Raw genomic sequence first — 22959 nt, 5'->3', positions numbered from 1 at the left:
ATTTGATTATGCTATCTAAACCTTAACGTATTCATACATAATAACAACAGCTTTTATCCTTCTAAGACACATTTCTCTTATGTGATTTTCTAGCTTTCTTACGAGAGAAAACCAAGGAGATGATAAAGGCAATAAAACAAGTACCAGCTAGAAATATAAACGCTGCTTTCATAGAGACATGCTCATAAACACTGCCGCTGATAATTGGGAAAGTTGTCATCCCAACGGCATAGACAGCCTGGAAGAAGCCCATTGCAGTTGAGCGTTTTTGCTGAGGAATAGATTGGAGCGCCTCAGAAGTTAACAGCGAAAATAAGATACCCGTACCCATGCCAGGGATTAATTGTAAAAAACAAACCATTAAAACGGAACTAGATTGCGGCACTAACAAACAGTAAATGCCAAGTAATAAAAAACTGGAATAGATCCACTGTTTTTTTGTGAGCAGCTCAAGGAATTTCGTTGAAGCAAGCTTAGCAAAAAAAACAGCAGAAATCATATAGATGATAGAGGAAAAACCAATTTCCATATTTTTGGCGCCCAATTCCTGGATAACTTGATTTGTAAAGGACATGGTTGTAGCCATTTGCACACCTTGCTGTACTAATGCTAAACAGGAATAAAGTAAAAGGTTCTTATCTTTTAATACCTGTAATAACTCCATTACAGAAACTTTAGGTTGATTGGTCGGTTTTGTTGTACGAAGGAAAAAGGCAAGCAGACATGCGATAAGGCCAGCTCCTAAGCTAAAGGCGCAAATCACCATCATGCCGACAGTATCATACAAGAAGGTGCTAGTGACAAATGCTAGTAATATCCCAGTGTTATTAGCCATAATGATCTTGCTCGTTGCGCGAGTCTGAGCTTCTTTATTAAAAAAGCTCATATACAATACCATAAAGGAAATCCAAGTTGCACTTGCTGTCCCTGATAATATATTTGCAATTAAAAAGCCCATTTCATCTGGTAACAAAATTCGAAAAAAGGAAGCAGTACCAGCAAAAAATGTTCCCAAAATAATAAAAAGCTTATGATTACTGCTAAGATCAGCAAGAATACCTACTGGCAATCGTAGGGCAAGTTGTGAAATTCCATATGCACCGATAATAGCACCTACTACATTACTCGAAATATGGGCTAGCAGTAGATAGGTAGTTTGATAAGGGATATATACATATTGAGCGAACCAAAAAAACACCACAATCCATAAAATAAGCGATGCTTGGTTCCTTTGTATAGTTTGCATGGATGAAAATCTCCTTTCCGAATTATCTGTCTAGTCAGTAGATTGAAATACAAAGTTTGCACCGCAGTGGTTAATGTTAAGTTTTAAAGAGTAAGACAACTTCACCTTTCGTATTTATACCTTCTATGTAGAGACTATCTATATATATATCAGAGTATACAAAAGAAAATGAATGTTCAATAATTTCGCTTTGAAAATTAGTTAGAGAGTTCAGTGCAAAATGGACAGGGCTTTAGGTAGGAATAATCTATCCAGCTAACCAGAAATAGGTCACTTTCCATAGAGGAAGAGACCTGTTATAAATTTTACTTATCTTTTTCTTCTATCCGTAATGCTTTTAAAATTCGATGGTAGGGACATTTCATGGGGGCTGTTTCATTATCGCGGAGAAAGTATTGCTTCCATTCTAGATTATCCGTCTCTCCATATGTGTTTAAGGAAGGGTGGATGCCGATTTTATCATAGTTTTTAAGTCTTTGCCGAATTTTTGTTTTCACCCGCTCAGCGAAAGTTGGTTTTTTAGTGAATTCCCTCAAGACCCACCTTGGCGTAATCGCAAACATCATAGTTGGAAAATATCTGCTTTGCCGATTTTTGTGGGCAGGTGTGGCGCAATACATGAAGTACTGCTCGCCATGAAAGCAAAACTCCCATAACGAATGATGCGGGTCTTTAGGAATATGTTCTGGCCATTCCATTTTATCGAGTGCAGCAAGCGTGCTTAATTGCTGCCAAAAAAGCTCCTCATATTGTTCTACACCGCAATCGGTTTTTAACTCATCAGGTGTTTCGAAGAAAATGATCAGAGAGGTATAATTTCCGAATGACCTGGACTGTTCTGTATAAGAGAGCAGCAGTTCTCCGAGCTCCACACTGCTGCTCTCTACCCGTGGATCGCCGATAAATCCGTATCGCAATTGATTTTTTCTAAATCCAATAACCGCAGGTATGCAAGGGAAGGGTTTATCCACATCCGTCATCTTCGCTTCAAAAGCTTCTAATGCCTTCTCTTGACATTTAGTTAAGCTGTTTATCGGCAAGGAGTCTTTATTATATAGAATGTTAATCATTATCACCTCACAATTGGTACTAATACTCTATTCAACTGGGAACAAAAGGGAAATATGTCCACTTAGGTCTGTACATTTCGTGTATAAATTTGACCTTTCGGTTGGAGGATTTATCAGAGCTGGTCAAGAATAGGTAATGTATAGTATTGCTTGTCATTTAGGCGATTAGGAGTGATTGAATTGCGGAAAAATCAGCTTGCGTTTGTTTTAATTCTAGTACTAATAGTTCTGTTAGTTGTGTATGGAGCCTACAAACTGATGAATTCACGCACTGTTCAATTGGTTGGGAGTATCGTAAATCACATCGATACGGAGGAAAAGCTAGTGGCATTGACATTTGATGACGGACCGACAAACAATGTCGAAGCACTTCTGCCGCTATTGGAGGAATATGATGCGAAGGCGACTTTTTTTTTAATAGGAAGTGAACTAGAACAGAACATGGAATTAGGAGAAGCGATTGCAGATGCAGGCCATCAAATTGGAAATCATACATACTCTCACAAGAGGATGGTTTTTAAGTTGCCTTCCTATATAAAGGAAGAAATAGAAAGCACAGATAGCTTAATTCGAGATACAGGCTTTGAAGGGGAGATTGATTTTCGCCCTCCATACGGAAAAAAACTAATTGGGTTACCTATATTTCTTAAAAAAAATAACAGGGAAACGATCACCTGGAATTTAGAGCCTGACAAGTTTTATCAGTCAGCAAAAGACAAGATACAATATGTGAAGGAAAATATCACACCAGGATCGATTATTCTTCTACATCCGATGTATGACAAGACTGGAGAGGAATGGAATACAACAGAAGGGATACTTGATGCATTATCAAAGGATGGATATATATTCGTAACAGTAAATGAGCTTCAAGAAGCAGGCAGTTAGACGATAATAAATATATGAAGAAACAGGATACACTAGCAGTATTAAATTGGATTAATTTACAAAGGAAATAAAGATTGCTATCCAGTTTTTCCGCTCATATAATAGACAAATATATAATGTTTAGTACTAAAGAACTATTTAGTAGAGATACAGAAAGGGAAATTTTTATGGACTTCACACAGCATCTGTCTTTTTTAAAACTGCAAGAGCCCCAGCTTCGATTGTTAATTGATTTAATAGAGGAATTTATTGTCGTAAAGGATGGTGCCGGCAAATGGATTCTCACAAATAAGAAGGTCATTGAATCATACCGGCTAGCTGGTGTCTGTTATCAAGGCAAAACAGATTTAGAGCTTGCCGAGCTTATACCAGACATGGGAGATAAATTTATTCGTAATCACGCAACAGATGAATTGGCTTGGGAGAAAGGCAGCTCTCTTAAAATGGAAAAATCATTAGTTGATCAAAATGGTGTGGAAAATACGTGGGAAGTCATTAAAACCCCTGTTTTTGATGGTGAAGGACAGCGCAGTCACCTAATTATCGTATCTCGCAATATTACAGACCGGAAGAAATCAGAGCAATTACTGCATGCAAGTGAACGGAAATTTCGGGTTATTACGGAAAAGATGAAGGATATTATTTTGCTTGTTGATAGTGCAGGCTCCATTCAGTATGTTTCTCCTTCCTTTAAGAGAATTCTCGGCTTTGACAGCTGTCCTTTAAAGGGAGAAAGCTTATTTACATTTCTCCACAAACTTGATGCAAAACAAATGCAAGAACGGCTTGATCGTGTAGTGGAAAAGAGACATGTTGATTATAAATTTGAATTTAGACTAATAGATGCCGCCGGTCAATACAGATGGTTTGAAGCAAATGGCTCTTGTGTAAGAGGAGACGACGGGGAACTTGATTATATCATTTTAGCTTCCAGAGAAATTTCGGAACGAAAAGAGTATGAACACAGGCTCGAGGAAATGGCTTATCAGGACTACCTCACCAAAATTCCGAACAGGCGCTCTTTAATGAAAAACTTGCCAAGGCTTATTTCAGAGTCCGAGCAAACGAATAAAATGCTTGCCCTTGCCTTTCTTGACCTTGATTTCTTTAAGCAAATTAATGACACATACGGTCATGAAATTGGAGACAAGCTGCTTGCTCTGTATGTCAGAAGAATAGAGAAAAATTTGCGGTTAACAGACAGTATTGCTAGAGTAGGCGGAGATGAATTTGTTATTACTATTGAAGGGCTGAATAGTAAAGAAGAGGCAGAAAAAATCATTTCTAGATTATGTGAAAGCTTAAAAGAGCCTTGTGCAATTGATGAGAACCATGTATTAAAAACATCGTCCTCCATGGGTGTTGCTCTTTACCCTAATGACGGGTCAACGATTGAAACACTGTTGAATATGGCCGATACAGCACTATATGAAGCAAAGAAAAACGGCAGAGGTCAATACCAGTTTTATTCAGAATCCGCTTTAGTATGAAAATATAACCAGCTTCCTTTTTTTGAAGCTGGTTTATTTTTGTAGATTTGAATTTTAAACAGGAACAAAATGAACATTTGTACCTATTATTTGTTAATAACCGGATATTTATCTTCTGGAAATCATATGGTATTCTAAGTGTAATATAGGAAAAAAGTAGGGGTGGGATCTTTGTTTTTAACGAAAAAAAGAGCGAAAAGAGAAACAGCTGAACAATTCACATTAGGGGATGTGGAGTTAAAGGTTGCTAGAAACAGTGAGGTATACAAACAAGTTCAGATGATAGGTTTAACAGCAGAGGATTTAATCCAGCTTAAAAGGATGCATATCTATGTGCTGAATAATATCGAGGGAATTGTAGACAGATTTTATAAAAATTTAGAAAATGAGCCGTCTTTGCTTGGAATCATTCAAGATAACAGCTCTATAGAGCGCTTAAAAAAAACACTGCGAACACATATAGGTGAAATGTTTGCCGGTGAAATCAATCGTGAGTTTTTGGAGAAGCGGATACGAATTGCTCATGTTCATGTCAAAATTGGACTGCAGACGAAATGGTATATGTGTGCATTTCAAGATTTGCTGCTGTCCTTGCTTGGGTTGATTGAAGATAATTTCCCAAATAAAGAGGAGCATATGCCGTTAATTAGGGCTGTGTCAAAAATTTTAAACTTGGAACAGCAATTAGTTCTTGAGGCTTATGATGCAGAATCAGACCGAATTAAAGCGGAAGGGGAACAGGAAAAGCTGCTTATTCGCCAAAGTGTAGCAGAGGCTTCAGAAAATCTTGCTGCTATCTCTGAGGAAACAAATCAATCGTTTCAGCACCTTGTTGGTCAGTCTAACGACATGATTATATTCGCAAAAAAAGGTGCAGACTTATCCAATTTGGCAGAGGAGCGAGCATTACAAGGCAAACAGCAAATTAACATGCAAGCAGCCACAATGGTAAATATTCACCATAAAGTCAATGAAATTACAGGAGATGTGCATGTCTTGCTGTCTATCACCAATCAAATGGCTGAAATTATTAATATTGTGAAAGGAATTGCGGAACAAACCAATCTCTTGTCTTTAAATGCAGCTATTGAAGCAGCAAAGGCCGGAGAACATGGATTAGGTTTTTCTGTCGTTGCTGGAGAAGTGAGAAAACTTTCTGATGATACGAAGAAATCTGTCGCCAATGTGGCCACCTTGATTCAAAATACAAATGGACAAACAGAAAAACTGACAAGCTCTTTAGATAAAATCATGGAAGAAATCTCAAAAGGGAATAAAAGTATGCAGGAAACAGCTGAGCACTTCCAGCATATTTTAGAAGCAATGTGTGAAACAAAAGGGCAAAACAACAGGATAGATGAAAAACTTGCTTCTTTCATACAGCTCATCAATGAAATGGGCAGCGATTTTAAAGAGGTGGCTGTATCTGCAGACAAATTAACATGGATTGCTAAAGAGATGGAATAAACAAAAAAAGGCTGGCAGCGCCAGCCTCATTTTTTAGTGGTTTGTTCTTACATGTTGATCAGATGTCTTTTCCTTTGGTGACATGAAAAGCATACCGATATTAATCAGACCAGCGATTCCGACAAGTCCATAAACAATTCTTGATAATGCTGCATCTTGTCCGCCGAAAATAGCTGCTACAAGATCCCATTGGAAGAATCCTATTAATCCCCAGTTAATTGCTCCGATAATAGTTAGAACTAATGCTGTTTTCTGTAATGCTGTCATGACTATTCCTCCTTTTAGTGTATTTCGTTCTTAGTTTGTATTTACACTGTATGGAGGAAAGTGAAACATATTGTGAAAAGGTAAATGTATCCAAAAAGACCCCCTCATAAAGGAAGGGGGGATTAAATTAGTTTTTACCATAGAAGGTAATAAAATTTTCGTAATAATTGTCTGCATATATAAACTCTAAATTTTTACCTTTAGCCATTTTTAAAGTGATATAACCACTTAAGCTTTTTCCTTTTGAAAGCATCTCGGAACCTTCTAGTTCTTCATCTTCATAATCAACTGCAAAGTACCAATTATCAAATACATCATAGTATTTGTTGTTGACATAACCTTCATAAAGCCAGCCAATATAATCCCTTGCTCCATAATTAGTAATAGTTACAGGCAATGCGATATAACTGTTATTTCCATCGAATAGATAGCTCTCCCCATATTCGTTAATCGGCTTGTCTATCTTCACTGTAAAATTGCCAACACGTACAGTTTTTCCGAAAGGCACCTTGCTAACTTTTTTTGCTGCAAGCTTAGAAGAATAAATATAACCAGTTTTTCCTTCATACGTTACCTTATACATTTTACTGCCAATCACCGATTGTGTGACAAGTTTAGCGTTTACAGGAATGGATATTAGCTTTTTCTGTTTTTTAGATGTGTTGTCATATAAATTGGCGTTATCTTTTGTGTAAAGCGTCACACTTGTAAGTTTTGTTGAAAGCTTGGATGCATACACATAACCTGTTTTGCCGTCGAATTTCACTTTATACATTTTGTCTTTTTTCGCGCTGGTTGTAGTCAGCTTCGTGTTAACTGGGATAGACTTCAGCTTTTTTGCGTTGCTTTTTGTACTGCTGTATAGATTTGCAGTTGACTTTATGTAATAAGTGTAAGATGAGGCAGCACTTGCTGTTTTTGTAAAGTCAGTCTGGAATAAAAGATTTGCTGCTAATGCTAATACAATAAGAAATGAAATCTTTTTGAAAAGTTTCTTCAATATTCTTCCCCCTAGTTTTTCTCTCTTTTCCAAAAAGATTTTATCATAAAAACTAGGAAAAAAGTATATGTTTTATTCCAAGTTATGCTAAATGTTTTCTCCGCAGTAGCGTAAACTTAATTATTACATTTTGTCCAAATTATGGATTTTAGCGTAGTGGAAGTGTAATATGTAAATATCTGTTCGTTATTATACTAGGAGGGGAAAATGTGTTATCAACTTTATTACTAATCGGTTTTATTATTGGCATTATCATTTATTTGGTTACATATGTGTATGGAAAAGGAATCCCTAACGTCAAAAGAAGTTTGTCCGTTTTATGTGGAGGGATTATCTTGTTACTTGTTTCTATCCTTCTTATAGGTGGATTTGAAGGAATGCCGTTTGGAATAGTGAGCATAGGGGTCATTTCCATGGCGATTATTTTTTTTATTGTAGGAAAGAGTTCCTTTTGGAAAAAAACTCTTTGTTTAATTGTACTGTTATACGCAGTCGTATTTTCGGCGTACACTTATTTTGATAAAGTGAACTACTGGGTTGTCGACAAAGGGAATGTGGAGAGTCAAGGTCTGCTTACACATTTGCATAATATCGAGGGAAATCCATCTATAAGAGGTTATAAGATGTTTAATATCCTTGAAGGAAGCAAAGGGATATTTTTAACACTTGGTGAGCAAATGAGAGGAAACACGATAGAATTATTGGATGTGGAAAACAGTAATGGACGAACAGAAATAAAAATTCGCACCAATTATAATAATTCGCTTGAAAAGAATCCTTTTATTGTGATTGGCATAGATAAAATAGAATCTGAAATTCTGATTACAGATACCGATGGCACCGTTTATAAAGAAATTAGTGATTGAAATTTATTGAATAGAAAAAAACGAATAATCACATAATGTTAAAGGAGCATATGACCATTTTTGGAACCAAATGGACCATTTGTTCATAAAATTAGCTAAGCAGGCAATCTCTGATGAAGAAAGTAGGTGGAAAAAGTGGACATCAATAGAGCGAAACAGATCTTATCTTCTCCTGCAGAAATCGAAGTCCAATATAACGGAGTATCCATCTGGATTGATGAGATTAAAGAGGAAGATCAGACGGCCATTGTACACTTAGTGGGCGGCATAGAAGAAAGAACAGAAGTAGATATTGAAAGCTTAAAAGAAATGTAAAGGCTTTAGTATACACAATTTCTAGAGGAAAGCCCATTGTCGGGCTTTTTTTGTGTAAAAAAACTCCAGTACTAAAAATGATTGCTGCTGCATACATTTTGAAAAAGATTTGTGCTTATAGGAGGAATTTATGAAAACAGATGTCTATTTAATTAATGGCTTTTTAGGCAGCGGGAAGACGAGCACTCTTTTAAAGTGTATGCAGCATTTCAAGAATATAAATAAAAAATATGCAATCATCCTTAATGAATTAGGAAATGCCAATTTAGAAAAGCATTTGTTTGAAAGTGAGTCGCTGTTTGAACTGCTAAATGGCTGTGTATGCTGCTCTGTTAAGGATGATTTGCGCACGACTTTAGATGAGGTTGCCGTAATGGCACGTGATCAGCAAATCGAGGTCGTTCTCCTTGAGGGGACTGGCGTGGCCAATCCGTCAGAGATAATCGACACCTTTAAAGAGGAGCGGTTTGCTGCCGATTTCAAGTTAAAGGAAAGCATCTGTGTTGTAGACAGCATGCATGTCGCAGAGTATACAAGCATCTTCTCGAGTTCCAAGGAAGTAAGACAGCTGCAGAAGGAACAGATTGAAAGAGGAAGTTTAATAGTTTTAAATAAAATGGATCAGGTTAATGAAAAAACAGCAGTTGAAAAAGCAGAAAAAATTATCAGGAAATACAATAAGCATGCACCAATTATCCATACAGCATACGGAGATGGCGTTACTCTCTATTTAGATGGAAGCGATACAGCCATTCCGCTTCCTGCAGAGGATTTGGGAGGACATCACCATCATCATCATATAAAGGCAGTCAAACTGACGTATAAACAGCAGGCATCCAAAAAAGAAATTGCGGAATTATTAGAGCAGAATAAAGAGCGTCTTTACAGAGCAAAAGGAATTGTGCAAAACAAGGAAGATAATCAATGGTATCATTTCCAATATGCTTCAGGTTTAATGGAATGGGAAAATCTAGGCAAAAGGCGGCCTGCAGCTGCAGGAGAAATTGTGCTGATAGGCAATGATTTGCAAAAAGAAGAAATTCATATATAAAGAAATGTCTGCAAGGGTTCCTTGCAGACATTTCTTTTTGGAAGGAAAGACATAATAGAAGAAGGATAAGCATAGAGTAGATGATAGAAAGATAGACAAGCAGGTATATCAATTTTTTAAAGGAGATAGATATGTCCATTCCTACTAGTATAAAAGATTTTATTGTCTTTGCCTTATTCCTGTTCCTGATGTATTTATTTTTCTTCGGAGATGTCTCAACTCTACCAGTTGTCCAACAATTGCTAACGGATGATGTTCAGTCGATATTTATCGTTTTTCTGGCGATTTTCCTAGAAGCCCTGCCTTTTCTCCTGCTTGGTGCTATTGCTTCCTCGGTTATCAATATTTATGTTTCAGAAGCGATGATAGCCAAAATTATTCCTAAAAATCCAATTGCTGCAATTTTTGTAGGTGTACTTGCAGCATGTATTACTCCTGTTTGTGAATGTGCCATCATTCCTGTAGTCCGGAGACTTATTCAAAAAGGCGTCCCGGTCCATGTAGGTGTCGTTTTACTGATGTGTGCGCCGATTTTAAACTTTATCGTATTTGGAAGCACCTTTTATGCTTTCCGTTTAAATATGCCGATTGTCTATGGCAGGTTTATTGTTTGTATTGTTGCCGCTGTTATTGTCGGTTTTATCATGCATGCCTATTTCTCCAAAAAGAATGTTTTAAAAATGCATAAGGAAGATTTAGTCGGCAATGTACCTGTAAATGTGAATAAAGGAGATTCTAGATGGAAGGGAATTCTTCATCACACATGCTTTGAGTTTTTTGCGGTCGCTAAATATTTTATTATTGGTGCGTTGTTTGCTGCCATAGCCCAAGTATACTTGCAAGAGACTTTATATGGACTGGCTGGGGAAAATGTTTTTAAAGGAACAGCTGTTATGATGGCTTTAGCTTATATTCTGTCATTATGCTCGGAAGCAGATGCGTTTGTGGCGGTCTCCTTTACGAAGACATTCCAACCAGAGGCGATTCTTGGCTTCCTTGTATTTGGACCAATCCTTGATTTTAAAAACACGCTTGTTATGCTTGCATCCTTTAAATTTAAATTTGTGGCAGTCTTTATTTTTGTCGTTTCCGTTATTGTTTTTGCATTGTCCATAATCGCAGGTCATTTTATGTGAGTTGCATTGTCCAAATACTGTCATAAAGGAGGAATGAAAAATGAGATTACGTTGGAGTCCGATGTGGCAGCTTTCAAATGAAATGCAAGGAATTATTATGATCGGGTTTAGTCTCATTATATTTAAGCTGTATGTGAAAAATATGCTTACTGCCTTTGTTGCACCTAAGATGCTTCCCTTTTTGCTTATTTCGATGGTCCTATTGTTTTTGCTCGGCTTTTTTCGCCTGTTAAACAGTAACTTAAAAGGAGCAGATTGTGACTGTGATGTATGTGATGAAAATGTTCCGCCGTGGAAGCTCACTTTATCGTATCTCTTTTTCTTAAGTCCTCTTGTACTGTTTTTTTCGTTAAGCGACTATTCCTTGCATGATGATGCCTTGGCCAAGCTTACAGCTCATGAAGGAAATACAACGAAGCTTGCAGAAGGAACGGATTCAGCGATAGAGCTTGCAGCTGTTCTAAATGACAAGAAGTATATTGAGGTCGATGATGAGAATTATTTCCAAGTAATGGATGTGCTAAATAATCAGCTGGATGATGTGGAAGGAACACAGATTGTGATGAAAGGCTTTATTTACAGAGAAGATGGATTTTCAGAAAATGAGGCAGTGATTGCAAGATATGTCATGACACATTGTATTGTCGATTTGTCAGTGTATGGCTATATGCTTAATGGCAATCTTAAATCCGCAGAAACAAATGGCTGGTATGAAATAAAAGGAACGGTTGTAAAACAAGAAATCGACGGCGGTGCTATGCCGACCATTAAAGTGGACAGCATCAAAGCTGCTGAGGCGCCAAAGGATGAGTATTTATATCTCTTCTAGTTTGATAATCTTGCAAAATTTTCACTGTTCTTATAAGATAATAGTAATAAAATATTTATCGGGAGCTTGTGGAATCAGGCTGAGAGGATGACTAACTGTCATCGACCGTATGAACCTGTTGGATAATGCCAGCGCAGGGAGTGTACATAATAATAGACACTTTGTTTAGGCAAAGTGTTTTTTCGTTTTTAAGCTTATGTTTTTGTGAACTCCCGAAGGTCTAACGACATTTTCCGAGTTACTTTAAACATGAGCTTTTTTGTTTGGAAATAATACTAGAAGGCAGGGAAGAAAAAATGACATCAGTAAAACACAACCCAACAGCAGAAGAGCTTCTTACCAGATTAAGAGAGAAAACGCCGCTTATCCATAATATCACGAATGTAGTTGTCACCAATTTCACTGCAAATGGATTGCTGGCAATTGGCGCTTCTCCTGTGATGGCTTATGCGAAAGAAGAGGTTGCAGATATGGCATCAGTAGCAGATGCTCTCGTGTTAAATATCGGTACATTAAATGCTGACAATGTAACAAGCATGATTATTGCCGGAAAAGCAGCGAACGCTGCTAATACACCAGTAATTCTAGATCCAGTTGGAGCTGGTGCAACGGCTTTTCGCACCACTTCCATTCAGCGTATTTTGCAAGAGGTTAATATAACGTTATTGAGGGGGAATGCTGCCGAGGTTGCAAATGTTGCCGGAATGGCAGCAGAAATAAGAGGAGTGGATTCTGTTTCTTCCTTAGATGATCATGCAGCAATCGCTGTTAAAGCCTCGCAAAAAATCGGTGCACCTGTATGTATTACAGGAGAGAAGGATGTTGTGACAAACGGGCAGGATATTTATTATGTTGGCAATGGTCATCCTATCATGACAAAAGTGACTGGCGCAGGCTGCCTGCTATCGTCTGTACTGGCTGCGTTTATCGCTGTGGAACAAGACGTGCTCCTTGCAGCAGCTAGCGGTCTGGCTGTTTATGGGATTGCCGCTGAAAAAGTTGTAGATAATAAGCCGGAAATTGGCCCAGGCAGCTTTCAGACAGCGTTTTTAGATGCGTTATACAGCATTGCTGAAGAGGATGTTAGGCACTATAAAAAAATAACAATGCAAGCAGGTGAGTGATATGAAGCAAAGAATAGCCTTGACAATTGCCGGCTCAGATTCTGGAGGCGGGGCAGGTATTCAGGCAGATTTAAAGACATTTCAGGAGCTCGGTGTGTACGGCATGTCAGCCATTACAGCAGTAACAGCACAAAACACTTTAGGAGTAGCTGCTGTTTATCCTATGTCTTTGGAAGCAATTGAAAAACAGATTGACGCAGTCGCCACAGATATCGGCACAGATGCTATTAAGACGGGTATGCTCTTTGACAGTGGTATTATCGAGCTTGTTGCAGCAAAAATCAGGCAATATGAATGGAAGAACATTGTAGTAGATCCTGTTATGATTGCAAAGGGGGGAGCAAGCTTGCTGCAAAATGCTGCAGTTACCGCCTTGAAGGAGCATCTTATCCCATTAGCAACAGTCATTACACCGAATATCCCTGAGGCCGAAGTTCTGACAGGCTTGTCGATTCGCAGTATGGACGAAAGGAAGGAAGCTGCTGTTTTGCTGCATAGCATGGGTGCTAAGCATGTTGTAATAAAGGGCGGTCACGGTGATGGGGATAACCTTGTTGATTTGCTTTATGATGGCAGTGTCTTTTTTACTCTTGACTCAAAAAGACTGAATACGAAGAACACGCACGGAACAGGCTGCACCTTTGCAGCAGCAATGGCAGCATCTCTGGCAAACGGGCTGTCTGTTCGCCAATCATTTGAGACGGCCAAGGAATTTGTTTATTTAGCAATAAAGCATGATTTGAACATAGGCCAAGGGCATGGCCCAACTAATCATTGGGCTTATGCAAAGATGCGTGCATCATCATTACAGTAGGGAAAGGGAGAAAGGTCATGGAGAAATACACAGTGCAGGAAATGAAGCAGCTGATGAAGCTTTATTTTATTATGGGCAGTAATAACAGCAAGCTGCCTCCGGAAGAAGTGCTTACACAGGCGCTGAAAGGGGGCATCACTATGTTCCAGTTCCGTGAAAAAGGAGAGAATGCCCTCGTTGGTTCTGCTAAAAAGGAGCTTGCCAAAAAGCTTCAGCAGCTTTGTAAATCTTATAAAGTTCCATTCATTGTTAACGATGATGTAGATTTAGCAGTAGAACTAAATGCAGACGGTGTGCATATTGGTCAGGATGATGAAACGGCACATTCTGTCAGAGAAAAAATCGGTGATAAAATTCTTGGTGTGTCTGCACACAGTCTCGCGGAAGTAGAGGCAGCAATATTAGCAGGTGCTGATTATATAGGGATTGGCCCCATTTACCCAACGAATACAAAAAAAGATGCAACAGAAGTGCGTGGTACAATATTAATTAAGGATGTAAGGAGACAAAATACCGACATACCCATTGTTGGAATTGGCGGGATAACCGCGGCTAATGCCACACCAGTAATGGAAGCAGGCGGCGACGGTGTCGCACTTATTTCCGAAATCAGCGCATCAAACAATCCACAGCTCCAAACAGAGCGTGTATTGGCAGCAGTATCGAATCACTCTGAAGAAAACAAGGTTTTTAGCGAAAATTAAGGCAAACACCCAGCCAAATAGACATTTACCGCATAAGATGATTTTGTAGCAAGCAGCAAAGGAAACACGAAAAAAGCTGCAAATACGAAATCAGAAAGGGAGATGTTCTATGTACGGTTACGGATATGGCGGATATGGTTACGGCGGAGGCTGCGGCGGTTATGGTGGCGGCTTTGCGTTGATCGTTGTATTGTTTATACTATTAATCATTGTTGGTGCAACATTGATTTGCTAATAATTTTTAAAGCTGGCCTGAAAAGGCTGGCTTTTTTTGTTTATGTCAACTTTTGTTACGTAAGTTGGTGATTGGGATAGCATGGAATACCATCTGTTAACAGTTTGTTGAATCTTCATCTATGCAGTAAGTTTTATACATAAATATCTGGAAAGCGTATTAGAGATAGGGAAAGAGAAGCTTAGTTAAAATAATTTAAGTTTTTAGAAAATTAAATTTATAAAAAATATTGACAGAATTTTTTATATCGGTAAAATAAGGTTTATCAAGTGTTAGATTATATGACACTTCATGTAAACTAAATTACAAAAAGGGGGAAAATGACTTAATGGATAATTTAGAATTTTTGATGAACAGCTTGTGGACGATGGTTGGTGCAATTTTAGTTATTTTTATGATTGGCGGATTTATATTATTGGAAGCGGGTTCCACAAGAATGAAAAATGCTGGTCATATTGCCGGCAAAACAATCTTCACATTCGGAATTTCTTCATTAGTTTTCTGGGCTGTCGGTTATGGCTTTATTTTTGGAGGAAATGCAAACTTTTTTGTTGGAATGTCAGAGTTCTTCTACTCCGGTGAACAAATTCCGGATGCTGCGCTGCAGACTTCAGTATTCTTCGTATTCCAGCTTGCATTTGCCGGAATCTCCTTAACAATTGCACTTGGCGGTTTTGCAGAACGTGCTAAATTATCAGTTTACTTGATTTTCTCCGTTCTATTCTCTGCCATTGTATATCCGGTCATTGCGCACTGGATTTGGGGCGGCGGCTGGCTTGCTGAACACGGGAAGCAGGATTTCGCTGGATCAACGGTTGTGCATTTAACAGGTGCGATGGCTGCATTTGCTGCTACTATTCTCTTAAAGCCTCGTATCGGTAAATACAATGCTGATGGTTCTGCTAATCCGATTTTCGGTCATAACCAAGTGTATACGGCATTGAGTGTACTTATTCTCTGGGTCGGCTGGTTCGGGTTTAACGCTGGAAGCACAGTTTCTGTTGCAGATGGATTCTTCGGGTTTGTTGCTTTGAATACAAACTTAGCTGCAGCTGCCGGAGCGGTTTCTGCATTGTTAATCTCTTGGATTGTCCTAGGAAAATCAGATATTACAACAACGCTTAATGGAGCATTAGCTGGGCTTGTTGCAATCACTGCATCATGTGCGTTCGTTGATACTTGGGGCGCGGTTGTAATTGGTTTAATTGCTGGAATTCTTGTTTTCTACAGTGTTCGATTCTTTGAGAACAGAAGAATTGATGATCCGATTTTTGCACTATCTGTTCATGGTACTGCAGGGGTGTGGGGAACATTGTCAACTGGGTTGTTCGCAACGAAAGAGTTAGCTACTGTTGGGCAGCCAGGTTTATTCTACGGCGGCGGCTTCCATCAGTTAGGTGTTCAGGCGTTAGGTGTTGTAACATGTGCATTATTCGCATTCGTTGTCAGCTTTGCTATCTTGTTTGTAATTAAAAAGATCAGTGGACTGCGCGTAACAGAAGAAGAGGAGATTAAGGGTCTAGACATCAGTGAGCATGGAACATACGGTTATCCAGAAGTGTTCTTGCCAAAGGATGAGTCAAAAAGCGTCTAATACATGACATAAAGCAAGCCTCACTTTTAAAAGTGAGGCTTCTCCTTTCTTATAAGCTTCATTTTTTAAAAAATATGCTAAAATATTATTAACTATATATGTGCAAGGAAGTGCGTGGATGTGCTCATATAATGGAAGATTATTAGAGTTAAAGAGAGAGAAGGAAGGTTTTAAGAAACTTCATCGTTTAACGAATGAAACCCTTAACAACCAGCATGATTTAATCTTAACAGAAACATTTGGTGCTGTTTATGAGGAGTTTATAAAAGAGCATGGAAAACCGCCTTGTGATTTTGCCTGGTTTGTAACAGGAAGTGCAGGCAGGAAGGAGCAAGGTGTCATTAGTGATCAAGATCATGGGATGATTTTTCAAAAGGATGCTCCTTTTGTGCAAGAATACTTTTTAGCTCTCGGTAAGATGGTGAGTGATGCACTAAACACGGTCGGCTATCCTTATTGTGAAGGCAATGTTATGAGCAGCAATCCTATTTGGTGTAAATCCTTTGCAGAATGGCAAGAACAGCTGAACAAATGGATGGAAATGGAGAATTGGGAATCAATTCGTTATTTGCAGATTTTTTATGACAGCAGAGAACTTATCGGCAACAAAGAGTTTGTAAACGAGCTAAGATCTGTTATCCATGCGTACAGGGAACAGCATCCTGCCTTGCTTGTCAGATTTTTAAATAATGTGATGAGAATTAAAAAAGGAGTCGGCATTTTTGGCCAGTTTTTTGTGGAGCGGACAGGAGTGCATCGCGGCTCACTGCATATGAAGAATACGCTGTATTTGCCTTATGTTAATTCAATTAGGCTGCTTGCGATAAAAGAGGGAGTTATCGCTACCTCTACATTAGGCAGGATGGCAGATTTGAAGAAGATCGGTGTCTATGAACCGTTAATGGTAGAATATGAGTGCTATTTTCGGCGGATTCTCACCTATCGCACAGCTTCATTTCAGGATGATAAGGACTACAGTGATGTCCATTTCTTAAATATTAACCAATTGACAAAGGAAGAAAGAACAGAGGTAAAGCATTTGCTGAGAAAAGGAATCAAGCTATATCAGCAAGTGAAAAGGCTAATTGAAAAAGGGTGAAAATGTGGGTGTGGAATCTTTTTTTCAATATATGAGAGACTTATATGGCAAGATGAACTCTAATGTGTTTAATCAAGGAACAGGGGTATTAAATTCCCAGCAGCATGCATTTATGAGACAGCTTCAAAAGGAATTGAAAATCGAAATTGCTTCCCAGTTGGCGTTGAAGGACATTGAGACAGTAGTTTTTGATATAGAAACAACCGGTTTTTTCCCAGATAAGGGCGACCAGATTATTTCGATTGGTGCTGTTAAAGTAAAGGGCTGTACAGTGACAGAGGAAGAATTTTACACATTGGTAAATACGAATGGTCCTATTCCTGAAGAAATTTCGTTACTAACAGGAATACGAAATGAGGACACAAAAGAAGCGCCCTTGTTATCAGAGGCGCTCGTAAAGTTTTTTGCGTTTGCTGAAAATGATACACTTGTCGCTCATCATTCGTCACATGAAAAGAACTTTATGCAGTCTGCGTGCTGGAAGCAATTCAAGACACCATTTAAACACCGTGTTGTTGATACTGCTTTTTTGTTTAAAATTGTTGAACCAAATAAAACAATTGTCAGTCTGGAGGATTGGTGCTCTTTAAATGGCATTCCGGCAAATAACCGGCATCATGCTCTTGGGGATGCGAGATTGACTGCGCAGCTTTGGTCGCGCTATTTAAAAAAAGCGCAGGACTTAGGCTGTGTTACATTGCAGGATATTTATGAAATGCTAGCTAGAAGATAAATTTTTAAACAACATACAAGAAAAGAGTGGGAACACATGCTAAAAAGCAGCAGACTGCTGTTGCGGAGCTGGAGTCTGGCGGATGCAAGCGATCTTTTCGAATATGCGCAAAGAGAAGAAGTTGGCCCAAACGCTGGCTGGAAGCCCCATAGAACAGAAGAAGAAAGCAAGCAGATTATTCGGTTGTTTTTAATGAAAGCAGAAGTTTATGCGATTTTGTTGCCTGACATAAACAAGGTGATTGGCAGTATTGGTTTGCATTCATATAAAGGAGAGAAGAGCTCCGGATTGAAAGAGCTGGAAATTGGGTTTGCGCTCCACCCTGATTATTGGGGATTAGGAATTATGCCGGAGGCGGTTCAATTAATCCTTGAGCATGGCTTTAATCAGTTGGATGCAGATGTGATTTGGTGCGGCCGGTTTGATTTCAATGACAGGTCTGGGCGGGTTCAGGAAAAATGCGGTTTTACTTACAGGTATAAAAAAATGGAACAACTGAAGGCTTTTGAAGAGATGACTGTTACGAGTCTTTATTACGCGATAACGAAAGCAGAATATAAGGAAAGAAAAAGGACCGAATCTTTGTAAAAGAAGACTCGGTCCTTTTTTTTACAAAAAAAGACCGCTTCATCGGAAGCGGAAAGATTGGATAATTAAGAAGGATATCACTATATATAGATAATTTTTTAATAGAATTACCTATATCTTGATTTGATAGTATCATATTCAGCAATTTAGCGCAAATATTTACTTCTTAATGGAACAGAAGCACAATATAAAAAGCGAAAATTAAAAGGAGTGCAATGATAATCAGTTTTTGTACCCAAGTTTTCGGAAATTTTCTACGTCCCTTTTGTTGGTTAAATCCAACAAATGAAATGATATTTACATATAGGACAACTGTAATAATCGCAAAACCAATAAACTGTGCTATGAAAAGTAGCAGTAAATAGCTTTTTCCTTGGAACATGGATGTGTCAGGAAAAGACGTTCCACTAATCAGTTGAATGATGACATCATTTATCGTTCCAAATAATGCAAACAGGATAACGATTGTCGCTAAGATTTTAATGAACTCCAGATAATAATAAGAAAGTTTTTTCATATAGTTTTCCTCTTTAAGAAATTTGGTGAATCTTGTTATTAATTATAGGAGAAACTGTAGAATGTTGCAATGAGATTACAAGTTTCGACACCGTTCGAGCGTATAATCGGAAATCTGCAAATATTATAAAAAATAATAAAACATTCAAAAACTATCAAGATATGATTTTTTTTGAATGTTTTTGAAAGAAAATGCTTGAAATCTGAAATCGGTTACAGTATTATTAGTCTATCGACAACAAACCCAGTTCATTAAAAGAAAGGATGTGGGCAGTTGTTAACACCAGAAAGACATTCACTGATTTTGCAATTATTAAAACAACAAAACATTGTTAAAATACAGGATTTAGTAGACGCGACGGAAACTTCTGAAAGCACAATCAGAAGAGACTTGACACAATTAGAGCAAGAAGGATTTTTAAAAAGAGTTCATGGTGGCGCAGCACGACTGCAAGGAAAAATGAACGAACCGAGCATGGATGAAAAATCAGCCAAAAACCTTCAAGAAAAGAAAATGATTGCAGCATATGCTGCAAATCTTGTCGAAGAAGGCGAAAGTATCTATTTGGATGCTGGTTCCACTGTTACGGAGATGATTCCTTTTTTGCAAACAAAGAAAATAGTCGTGGTGACAAATGGTCTGATGCATATGAAGGAACTTCTTTCCTCAGGAATCCAAACCTATCTAATCGGAGGATATGTAAAGGAAAGAACAAACGCACTTGTAGGCAGAGGTGCACTATTAAGCTTAAACCAGTACCGCTTTGATAAATGCTTCATGGGAACAAACGGTATTCATCCTGAATTTGGATATACTACTCCTGATCAAGAGGAAGCAATGGTTAAGAGCAAGGCGATTGAGCTTTCAAGAGAAGCGTTTTTCCTAGCAGATGACACAAAATTTTCTGAAGTGTATTTTTCAAAGATTGCCGACATCCATGAAGCATCTATCATTACAAACGGTAATGATGGCGAGATTTTAGAGATGTACAGCAAAAAAACTAGTATAAAGGTTGTGACAGCATGATTTATACGTTGACATTGAACCCATCTGTTGACTATATCATTGAACTTAGCGAAGTGAATTTAGGAGAATTGAACAGAACAGAGCGCACGAGCAAGTTTGCAGGAGGAAAAGGCATCAATGTTTCCAAAGTACTGCAAAGGATGGGTGTACAAAGCAAGGCACTTGGTTTTGTCGGCGGATTCACTGGCAGCTATATAAAAGATCAGCTTAAACAAGAAGCGATTGACACTGACTTTGTGGAAGTAGAAGAAGATACGAGAATTAATGTGAAGGTGAAGGCTGCAGATGAAACAGAATTGAATGCAGCAGGCCCGGCAATTTCTGAAGAGAAATTAGCAGAACTGAAAGAAAAAATCAGCAAGCTGACATCGGAAGATATGTTAGTGCTAGCAGGCAGCATACCGTCTACACTTCCAGCAAACACATATGAAGAGCTCGTGAAAATCTGCTCTGAGAACGATGTATCTTTTGTAGTGGATGCAGAAGGAGACCTTTTGAAGAAGGTGCTTCCGTATAATCCATTCTTAATCAAGCCGAACCATCATGAGCTTGGAGATTTATTTAATACAACCATTACAACAGCAGAGGATGTTATCCCATATGGGAAGAAACTGCTAGAGCTTGGCGCACAAAATGTTATTGTTTCCCTTGCCGGAGATGGTGCAGTATTGATTAACCAGCACGAAACAATTATTAGCACTGTGCCAAAAGGCGAAGTCAAAAGCTCAGTCGGAGCAGGAGACAGCATGGTTGCCGGTTTCCTTGCTAAATACAATGAGACACAAGATTTAAAAGAATCATTCCGATACAGTATTGCTTCGGGCAGCGCTACAGCCTTCTCTATCGGTTTATGCACGAAAGAGAAAGTCGAAAGCTTGCTTGAGCAAGTAATACTGAAGTAATGATTACAGCTTGTGTATCCAGATGGATGCATAAGCTGTAAGCTCAATTAACATTATCAGCGAAAAGGAGCGTTACAGATGAGAATAACAGAATTGCTGACGCGTGATACTATCCTTTTAAATATAGAAGGAACACAAAAAATAGAAGCTATCGATCAATTGGTGGCAAAATTAGACACAGCAGGAAAGTTAGCAAATAAAGAAGAATATAAAGCAGCAATCTTAAAAAGAGAAGAGCAAAGCACAACAGGTATCGGTGAAGGAATCGCGATTCCTCATGCGAAAACGAGTGCTGTTAAAAACCCAGCGATTGCATTTGGCCGTTCTGTAAGTGGACTGGATTATGAATCTTTAGATGGTCAGCCGGCACATTTATTCTTTATGATTGCCGCTCCAGATGGTGCAAACAATACCCATCTCGAAGCATTATCAAGACTTTCTACCATTCTATTGAAGGAAGAAGTCAGAGCTAAGCTGCTTGCTGCTGCAACAGAACAAGATGTAGTGGACATCATCGACAGCTATGATGAGGAAGAGGAACAAGAGGAGCAAAACATTGCTGATAAAAAGAACTTTATCGTTGCTGTTACAGCATGTCCAACAGGAATTGCACATACGTATATGGCAGCTGATTCTTTGAAATCAAAAGCAGCAGAGCTAGGTGTTGATATTAAAGTTGAAACAAACGGCTCAGGCGGTGCGAAAAATGTCCTCACGGCAGAAGAAATTGAAAACGCTACAGCAGTAATTGTTGCAGCAGACACGAAGGTGCAAATGGAGCGCTTTAAAGGCAAGCATGTCATTGAAACACCAGTTGCTGATGGTATTAGAAGACCGGCAGAGCTTATCGACAAGGCGCTAAAGCAGGAAGCTCCTGTTTATCAAGGTGGTTCTGGTGCTAAAGAAGCTGAAGAAAGCAGCAAAAAAGGCGGTGCAGGTATTTACAAACACTTGATGAACGGTGTTTCTAACATGCTTCCATTCGTAGTCGGCGGCGGTATTTTAATCGCAATCAGCTTCATGTTCGGTTATAACTCGTCTGATCAGAACGATCCGAGCTATAATGCTTTTGCAGCAGTTCTGAAGCTTATCGGCGGAGACAATGCATTCTCCTTACTAGTTCCAGTTCTAGCAGGCTTTATTGCAATGAGTATTGCTGATCGCCCAGGTTTCGCTCCAGGTATGGTTGCTGGTCTTATGGCAGCAAATGGCGGTGCAGGCTTCTTAGGCGGCTTGATCGCAGGTTTCCTTGCAGGTTATGTAGTTATCGGAATTAAGAAGGCACTGGAAGTATTGCCAAGATCTCTTGAAGGTATTAAAACAATTCTATTATTCCCACTGCTTGGTATTTTAATTACAGGTTTAATCATGCATTATGTTGTAATCGGTCCAGTTGGCGATCTAAACACGGCTATTACAAACTGGTTATCAGGACTAGGCACAGCTAACGCTGTACTGCTTGGTATTATCCTTGGTGCAATGATGGCTATTGACATGGGTGGTCCTATCAATAAGTCTGCATATGTATTCGGAACAGGTCTAATTGCTAACGGTGTTTATGAGCCGATGGCAGCAATAATGGCTGGTGGAATGGTTCCGCCGCTTGCAATTGCATTAGCATCAACTATTTTCAAAAATAAGTTTACAAAGCAAGAAAAAGATGCTGGTACAACGAACTACATTATGGGTCTTTCCTTTATCACAGAAGGTGCAATTCCATTTGCAGCAGCTGATCCGCTGCGTGTAATCCCATCTGTTGCAATCGGTGCAGCAATCACAGGTGGATTATCAATGCTGTTCAACATCGGTTTACGAGCACCACACGGCGGTATTTTCGTATTCGGTCTTGTGGATGGCAGCTGGCTGCTATACTTGTTGGCAGTAATTATCGGTGCTGTTGTAGGAGCAATCCTTCTAGGTATTTTGAAGAAGCCAGTCGCAGAGAAAAAATAATAATTAATTTAGGGAGGAACCTGCAGTTTTAGCAGGTTCCTTTTT

General features: G+C 38.8%; 23 protein-coding genes, 1 pseudogene and 1 riboswitch. Of the genes and pseudogenes, 19 read left to right on the top strand and 5 right to left on the bottom strand.

Features of this window, described 5'->3' with window-relative positions; genetic code table 11:
- Positions 1–61 precede the first annotated feature (61 nt).
- A complete protein-coding gene (locus tag MKX82_RS11165) occupies positions 62–1246 on the bottom strand; it encodes an MFS transporter (RefSeq protein WP_341077170.1) in 1185 nt (394 codons plus the stop codon).
- 305 nt (positions 1247–1551) lie between these two features.
- Positions 1552–2313 (bottom strand): YqcI/YcgG family protein, encoded by a 762-nt coding sequence (locus tag MKX82_RS11160; protein ID WP_341079509.1) that lies wholly within the window; start codon positions 2311–2313, stop codon positions 1552–1554.
- 213 nt (positions 2314–2526) lie between these two features.
- Between MKX82_RS11160 and MKX82_RS11155 the strand changes: the two genes are divergently transcribed.
- The 3 genes from MKX82_RS11155 to MKX82_RS11145 all read left to right on the top strand — a co-directional run bounded on the left by MKX82_RS11155 (position 2527) and on the right by MKX82_RS11145 (position 6161).
- Positions 2527–3204, top strand: coding sequence for a polysaccharide deacetylase family protein (locus tag MKX82_RS11155; protein WP_445738843.1), 678 nt, complete (start codon positions 2527–2529; stop codon positions 3202–3204).
- A gap of 167 nt (positions 3205–3371) precedes the next feature.
- The gene (locus MKX82_RS11150) at positions 3372–4694 is read left to right on the top strand and encodes a diguanylate cyclase domain-containing protein (RefSeq protein ID WP_341077168.1); all 1323 of its coding nucleotides are present in this window, start codon (positions 3372–3374) and stop codon (positions 4692–4694) included.
- Between the two features lie 171 nt (positions 4695–4865).
- Positions 4866–6161 carry a globin-coupled sensor protein gene (locus tag MKX82_RS11145; RefSeq protein ID WP_341077166.1) on the top strand — a complete coding sequence of 432 codons (1296 nt, stop codon included), beginning with the start codon at positions 4866–4868 and terminating at the stop codon, positions 6159–6161.
- A 33-nt stretch (positions 6162–6194) separates the two neighbouring features.
- Here MKX82_RS11145 and MKX82_RS11140 read toward each other — a convergent pair whose 3' ends face one another.
- On the bottom strand, positions 6195–6428 hold the full coding sequence (locus MKX82_RS11140; RefSeq protein WP_233313642.1) for a DUF378 domain-containing protein: 234 nt from the start codon (positions 6426–6428) through the stop codon (positions 6195–6197).
- Positions 6429–6555: 127 nt separating this feature from the next.
- Positions 6556–7428, bottom strand: coding sequence for a hypothetical protein (locus tag MKX82_RS11135; RefSeq protein ID WP_341077164.1), 873 nt, complete (start codon positions 7426–7428; stop codon positions 6556–6558).
- 209 nt (positions 7429–7637) lie between these two features.
- On the opposite strand from MKX82_RS11135, the gene MKX82_RS11130 reads away from it, so the two are divergent.
- The 13 genes and pseudogenes from MKX82_RS11130 to MKX82_RS11070 all read left to right on the top strand — a co-directional run bounded on the left by MKX82_RS11130 (position 7638) and on the right by MKX82_RS11070 (position 18516).
- Positions 7638–8294, top strand: a complete 657-nt coding sequence (locus MKX82_RS11130) for a hypothetical protein (RefSeq protein WP_251645617.1) — start codon at positions 7638–7640, stop codon at positions 8292–8294.
- A gap of 135 nt (positions 8295–8429) precedes the next feature.
- Positions 8430–8609, top strand: coding sequence for an H-type small acid-soluble spore protein (locus MKX82_RS11125; RefSeq protein ID WP_233313645.1), 180 nt, complete (start codon positions 8430–8432; stop codon positions 8607–8609).
- Between the two features lie 130 nt (positions 8610–8739).
- The gene (locus tag MKX82_RS11120) at positions 8740–9660 is read left to right on the top strand and encodes a CobW family GTP-binding protein (RefSeq protein WP_233313646.1); all 921 of its coding nucleotides are present in this window, start codon (positions 8740–8742) and stop codon (positions 9658–9660) included.
- Positions 9661–9791: 131 nt separating this feature from the next.
- Complete coding sequence (locus tag MKX82_RS11115; protein ID WP_341077159.1) at positions 9792–10796, top strand: permease; 1005 nt, start codon at positions 9792–9794, stop codon at positions 10794–10796.
- 40 nt (positions 10797–10836) lie between these two features.
- Positions 10837–11625, top strand: coding sequence for a TIGR03943 family putative permease subunit (locus MKX82_RS11110; RefSeq protein WP_341077156.1), 789 nt, complete (start codon positions 10837–10839; stop codon positions 11623–11625).
- A 48-nt stretch (positions 11626–11673) separates the two neighbouring features.
- A riboswitch (TPP riboswitch) is annotated at positions 11674–11783 on the top strand.
- A 138-nt stretch (positions 11784–11921) separates the two neighbouring features.
- Positions 11922–12749 carry a hydroxyethylthiazole kinase gene (thiM, locus tag MKX82_RS11105; protein ID WP_341077151.1) on the top strand — a complete coding sequence of 276 codons (828 nt, stop codon included), beginning with the start codon at positions 11922–11924 and terminating at the stop codon, positions 12747–12749.
- Position 12750: 1 nt separating this feature from the next.
- Positions 12751–13563, top strand: a complete 813-nt coding sequence (gene thiD, locus MKX82_RS11100; RefSeq protein WP_233313650.1) for a bifunctional hydroxymethylpyrimidine kinase/phosphomethylpyrimidine kinase — start codon at positions 12751–12753, stop codon at positions 13561–13563.
- A gap of 17 nt (positions 13564–13580) precedes the next feature.
- Positions 13581–14267, top strand: a complete 687-nt coding sequence (gene thiE / locus MKX82_RS11095) for a thiamine phosphate synthase (protein WP_341077145.1) — start codon at positions 13581–13583, stop codon at positions 14265–14267.
- Positions 14268–14421: 154 nt separating this feature from the next.
- Positions 14422–14502, top strand: a pseudogene (locus tag MKX82_RS30415) (YjcZ family sporulation protein); the annotation flags it as partial.
- A 328-nt stretch (positions 14503–14830) separates the two neighbouring features.
- Positions 14831–16096, top strand: a complete 1266-nt coding sequence (locus MKX82_RS11085; RefSeq protein WP_341077142.1) for an ammonium transporter — start codon at positions 14831–14833, stop codon at positions 16094–16096.
- A gap of 118 nt (positions 16097–16214) precedes the next feature.
- Complete coding sequence (locus MKX82_RS11080; RefSeq protein WP_341077140.1) at positions 16215–17195, top strand: DUF294 nucleotidyltransferase-like domain-containing protein; 981 nt, start codon at positions 16215–16217, stop codon at positions 17193–17195.
- Positions 17182–17928 (top strand): exonuclease domain-containing protein, encoded by a 747-nt coding sequence (locus MKX82_RS11075; RefSeq protein WP_267913274.1) that lies wholly within the window; start codon positions 17182–17184, stop codon positions 17926–17928. The genes MKX82_RS11080 and MKX82_RS11075 overlap by 14 nt, the downstream gene beginning before the upstream one ends.
- A gap of 36 nt (positions 17929–17964) precedes the next feature.
- Positions 17965–18516, top strand: a complete 552-nt coding sequence (locus MKX82_RS11070; protein WP_233313656.1) for a GNAT family N-acetyltransferase — start codon at positions 17965–17967, stop codon at positions 18514–18516.
- Positions 18517–18682: 166 nt separating this feature from the next.
- Here the strand turns inward: MKX82_RS11070 and MKX82_RS11065 are convergent, their stop codons facing one another.
- Positions 18683–19033 carry a hypothetical protein gene (locus tag MKX82_RS11065; RefSeq protein ID WP_233313657.1) on the bottom strand — a complete coding sequence of 117 codons (351 nt, stop codon included), beginning with the start codon at positions 19031–19033 and terminating at the stop codon, positions 18683–18685.
- Positions 19034–19306: 273 nt separating this feature from the next.
- On the opposite strand from MKX82_RS11065, the gene MKX82_RS11060 reads away from it, so the two are divergent.
- From MKX82_RS11060 to MKX82_RS11050, 3 genes are all read left to right on the top strand, one after another.
- Positions 19307–20059, top strand: coding sequence for a DeoR/GlpR family DNA-binding transcription regulator (locus MKX82_RS11060; protein ID WP_233313658.1), 753 nt, complete (start codon positions 19307–19309; stop codon positions 20057–20059).
- On the top strand, positions 20056–20961 hold the full coding sequence (gene pfkB / locus MKX82_RS11055; protein WP_233313659.1) for a 1-phosphofructokinase: 906 nt from the start codon (positions 20056–20058) through the stop codon (positions 20959–20961). Before MKX82_RS11060 ends, pfkB begins: the two co-directional genes overlap by 4 nt.
- A gap of 78 nt (positions 20962–21039) precedes the next feature.
- Positions 21040–22914, top strand: a complete 1875-nt coding sequence (locus MKX82_RS11050) for a PTS fructose transporter subunit IIABC (RefSeq protein ID WP_341077135.1) — start codon at positions 21040–21042, stop codon at positions 22912–22914.
- Positions 22915–22959: the final 45 nt, after the last annotated feature.

The organism is Niallia sp. FSL R7-0271 (assembly GCF_038005785.1).
Lineage (GTDB): Bacteria > Bacillota > Bacilli > Bacillales > Cytobacillaceae > Niallia.
Note: the sequence above shows the minus strand (reverse complement) of the source record. Positions and strands in the feature narration are given on the sequence as shown.

What these genes read in the sequence shown, in the direction of transcription:
- thiE (WP_341077145.1), top strand. Translation starts at nt 13,581, where the DNA reads ATGGAGAAATACACAGTGCAGGAAATGAAGCAGCTGATGAAGCTTTAT.
- MKX82_RS11110 (WP_341077156.1), top strand. Translation starts at nt 10,837, where the DNA reads ATGAGATTACGTTGGAGTCCGATGTGGCAGCTTTCAAATGAAATGCAA.
- MKX82_RS11165 (WP_341077170.1), bottom strand. Translation starts at nt 1,246, where the DNA reads ATGCAAACTATACAAAGGAACCAAGCATCGCTTATTTTATGGATTGTG.
- MKX82_RS11120 (WP_233313646.1), top strand. Translation starts at nt 8,740, where the DNA reads ATGAAAACAGATGTCTATTTAATTAATGGCTTTTTAGGCAGCGGGAAG.
- MKX82_RS11070 (WP_233313656.1), top strand. Translation starts at nt 17,965, where the DNA reads ATGCTAAAAAGCAGCAGACTGCTGTTGCGGAGCTGGAGTCTGGCGGAT.
- MKX82_RS11140 (WP_233313642.1), bottom strand. Translation starts at nt 6,428, where the DNA reads ATGACAGCATTACAGAAAACAGCATTAGTTCTAACTATTATCGGAGCA.
- thiD (WP_233313650.1), top strand. Translation starts at nt 12,751, where the DNA reads ATGAAGCAAAGAATAGCCTTGACAATTGCCGGCTCAGATTCTGGAGGC.
- MKX82_RS11150 (WP_341077168.1), top strand. Translation starts at nt 3,372, where the DNA reads ATGGACTTCACACAGCATCTGTCTTTTTTAAAACTGCAAGAGCCCCAG.
- MKX82_RS11085 (WP_341077142.1), top strand. Translation starts at nt 14,831, where the DNA reads ATGGATAATTTAGAATTTTTGATGAACAGCTTGTGGACGATGGTTGGT.
- MKX82_RS11065 (WP_233313657.1), bottom strand. Translation starts at nt 19,033, where the DNA reads ATGAAAAAACTTTCTTATTATTATCTGGAGTTCATTAAAATCTTAGCG.
- MKX82_RS11115 (WP_341077159.1), top strand. Translation starts at nt 9,792, where the DNA reads ATGTCCATTCCTACTAGTATAAAAGATTTTATTGTCTTTGCCTTATTC.
- MKX82_RS11080 (WP_341077140.1), top strand. Translation starts at nt 16,215, where the DNA reads ATGTGCTCATATAATGGAAGATTATTAGAGTTAAAGAGAGAGAAGGAA.
- pfkB (WP_233313659.1), top strand. Translation starts at nt 20,056, where the DNA reads ATGATTTATACGTTGACATTGAACCCATCTGTTGACTATATCATTGAA.
- thiM (WP_341077151.1), top strand. Translation starts at nt 11,922, where the DNA reads ATGACATCAGTAAAACACAACCCAACAGCAGAAGAGCTTCTTACCAGA.
- MKX82_RS11050 (WP_341077135.1), top strand. Translation starts at nt 21,040, where the DNA reads ATGAGAATAACAGAATTGCTGACGCGTGATACTATCCTTTTAAATATA.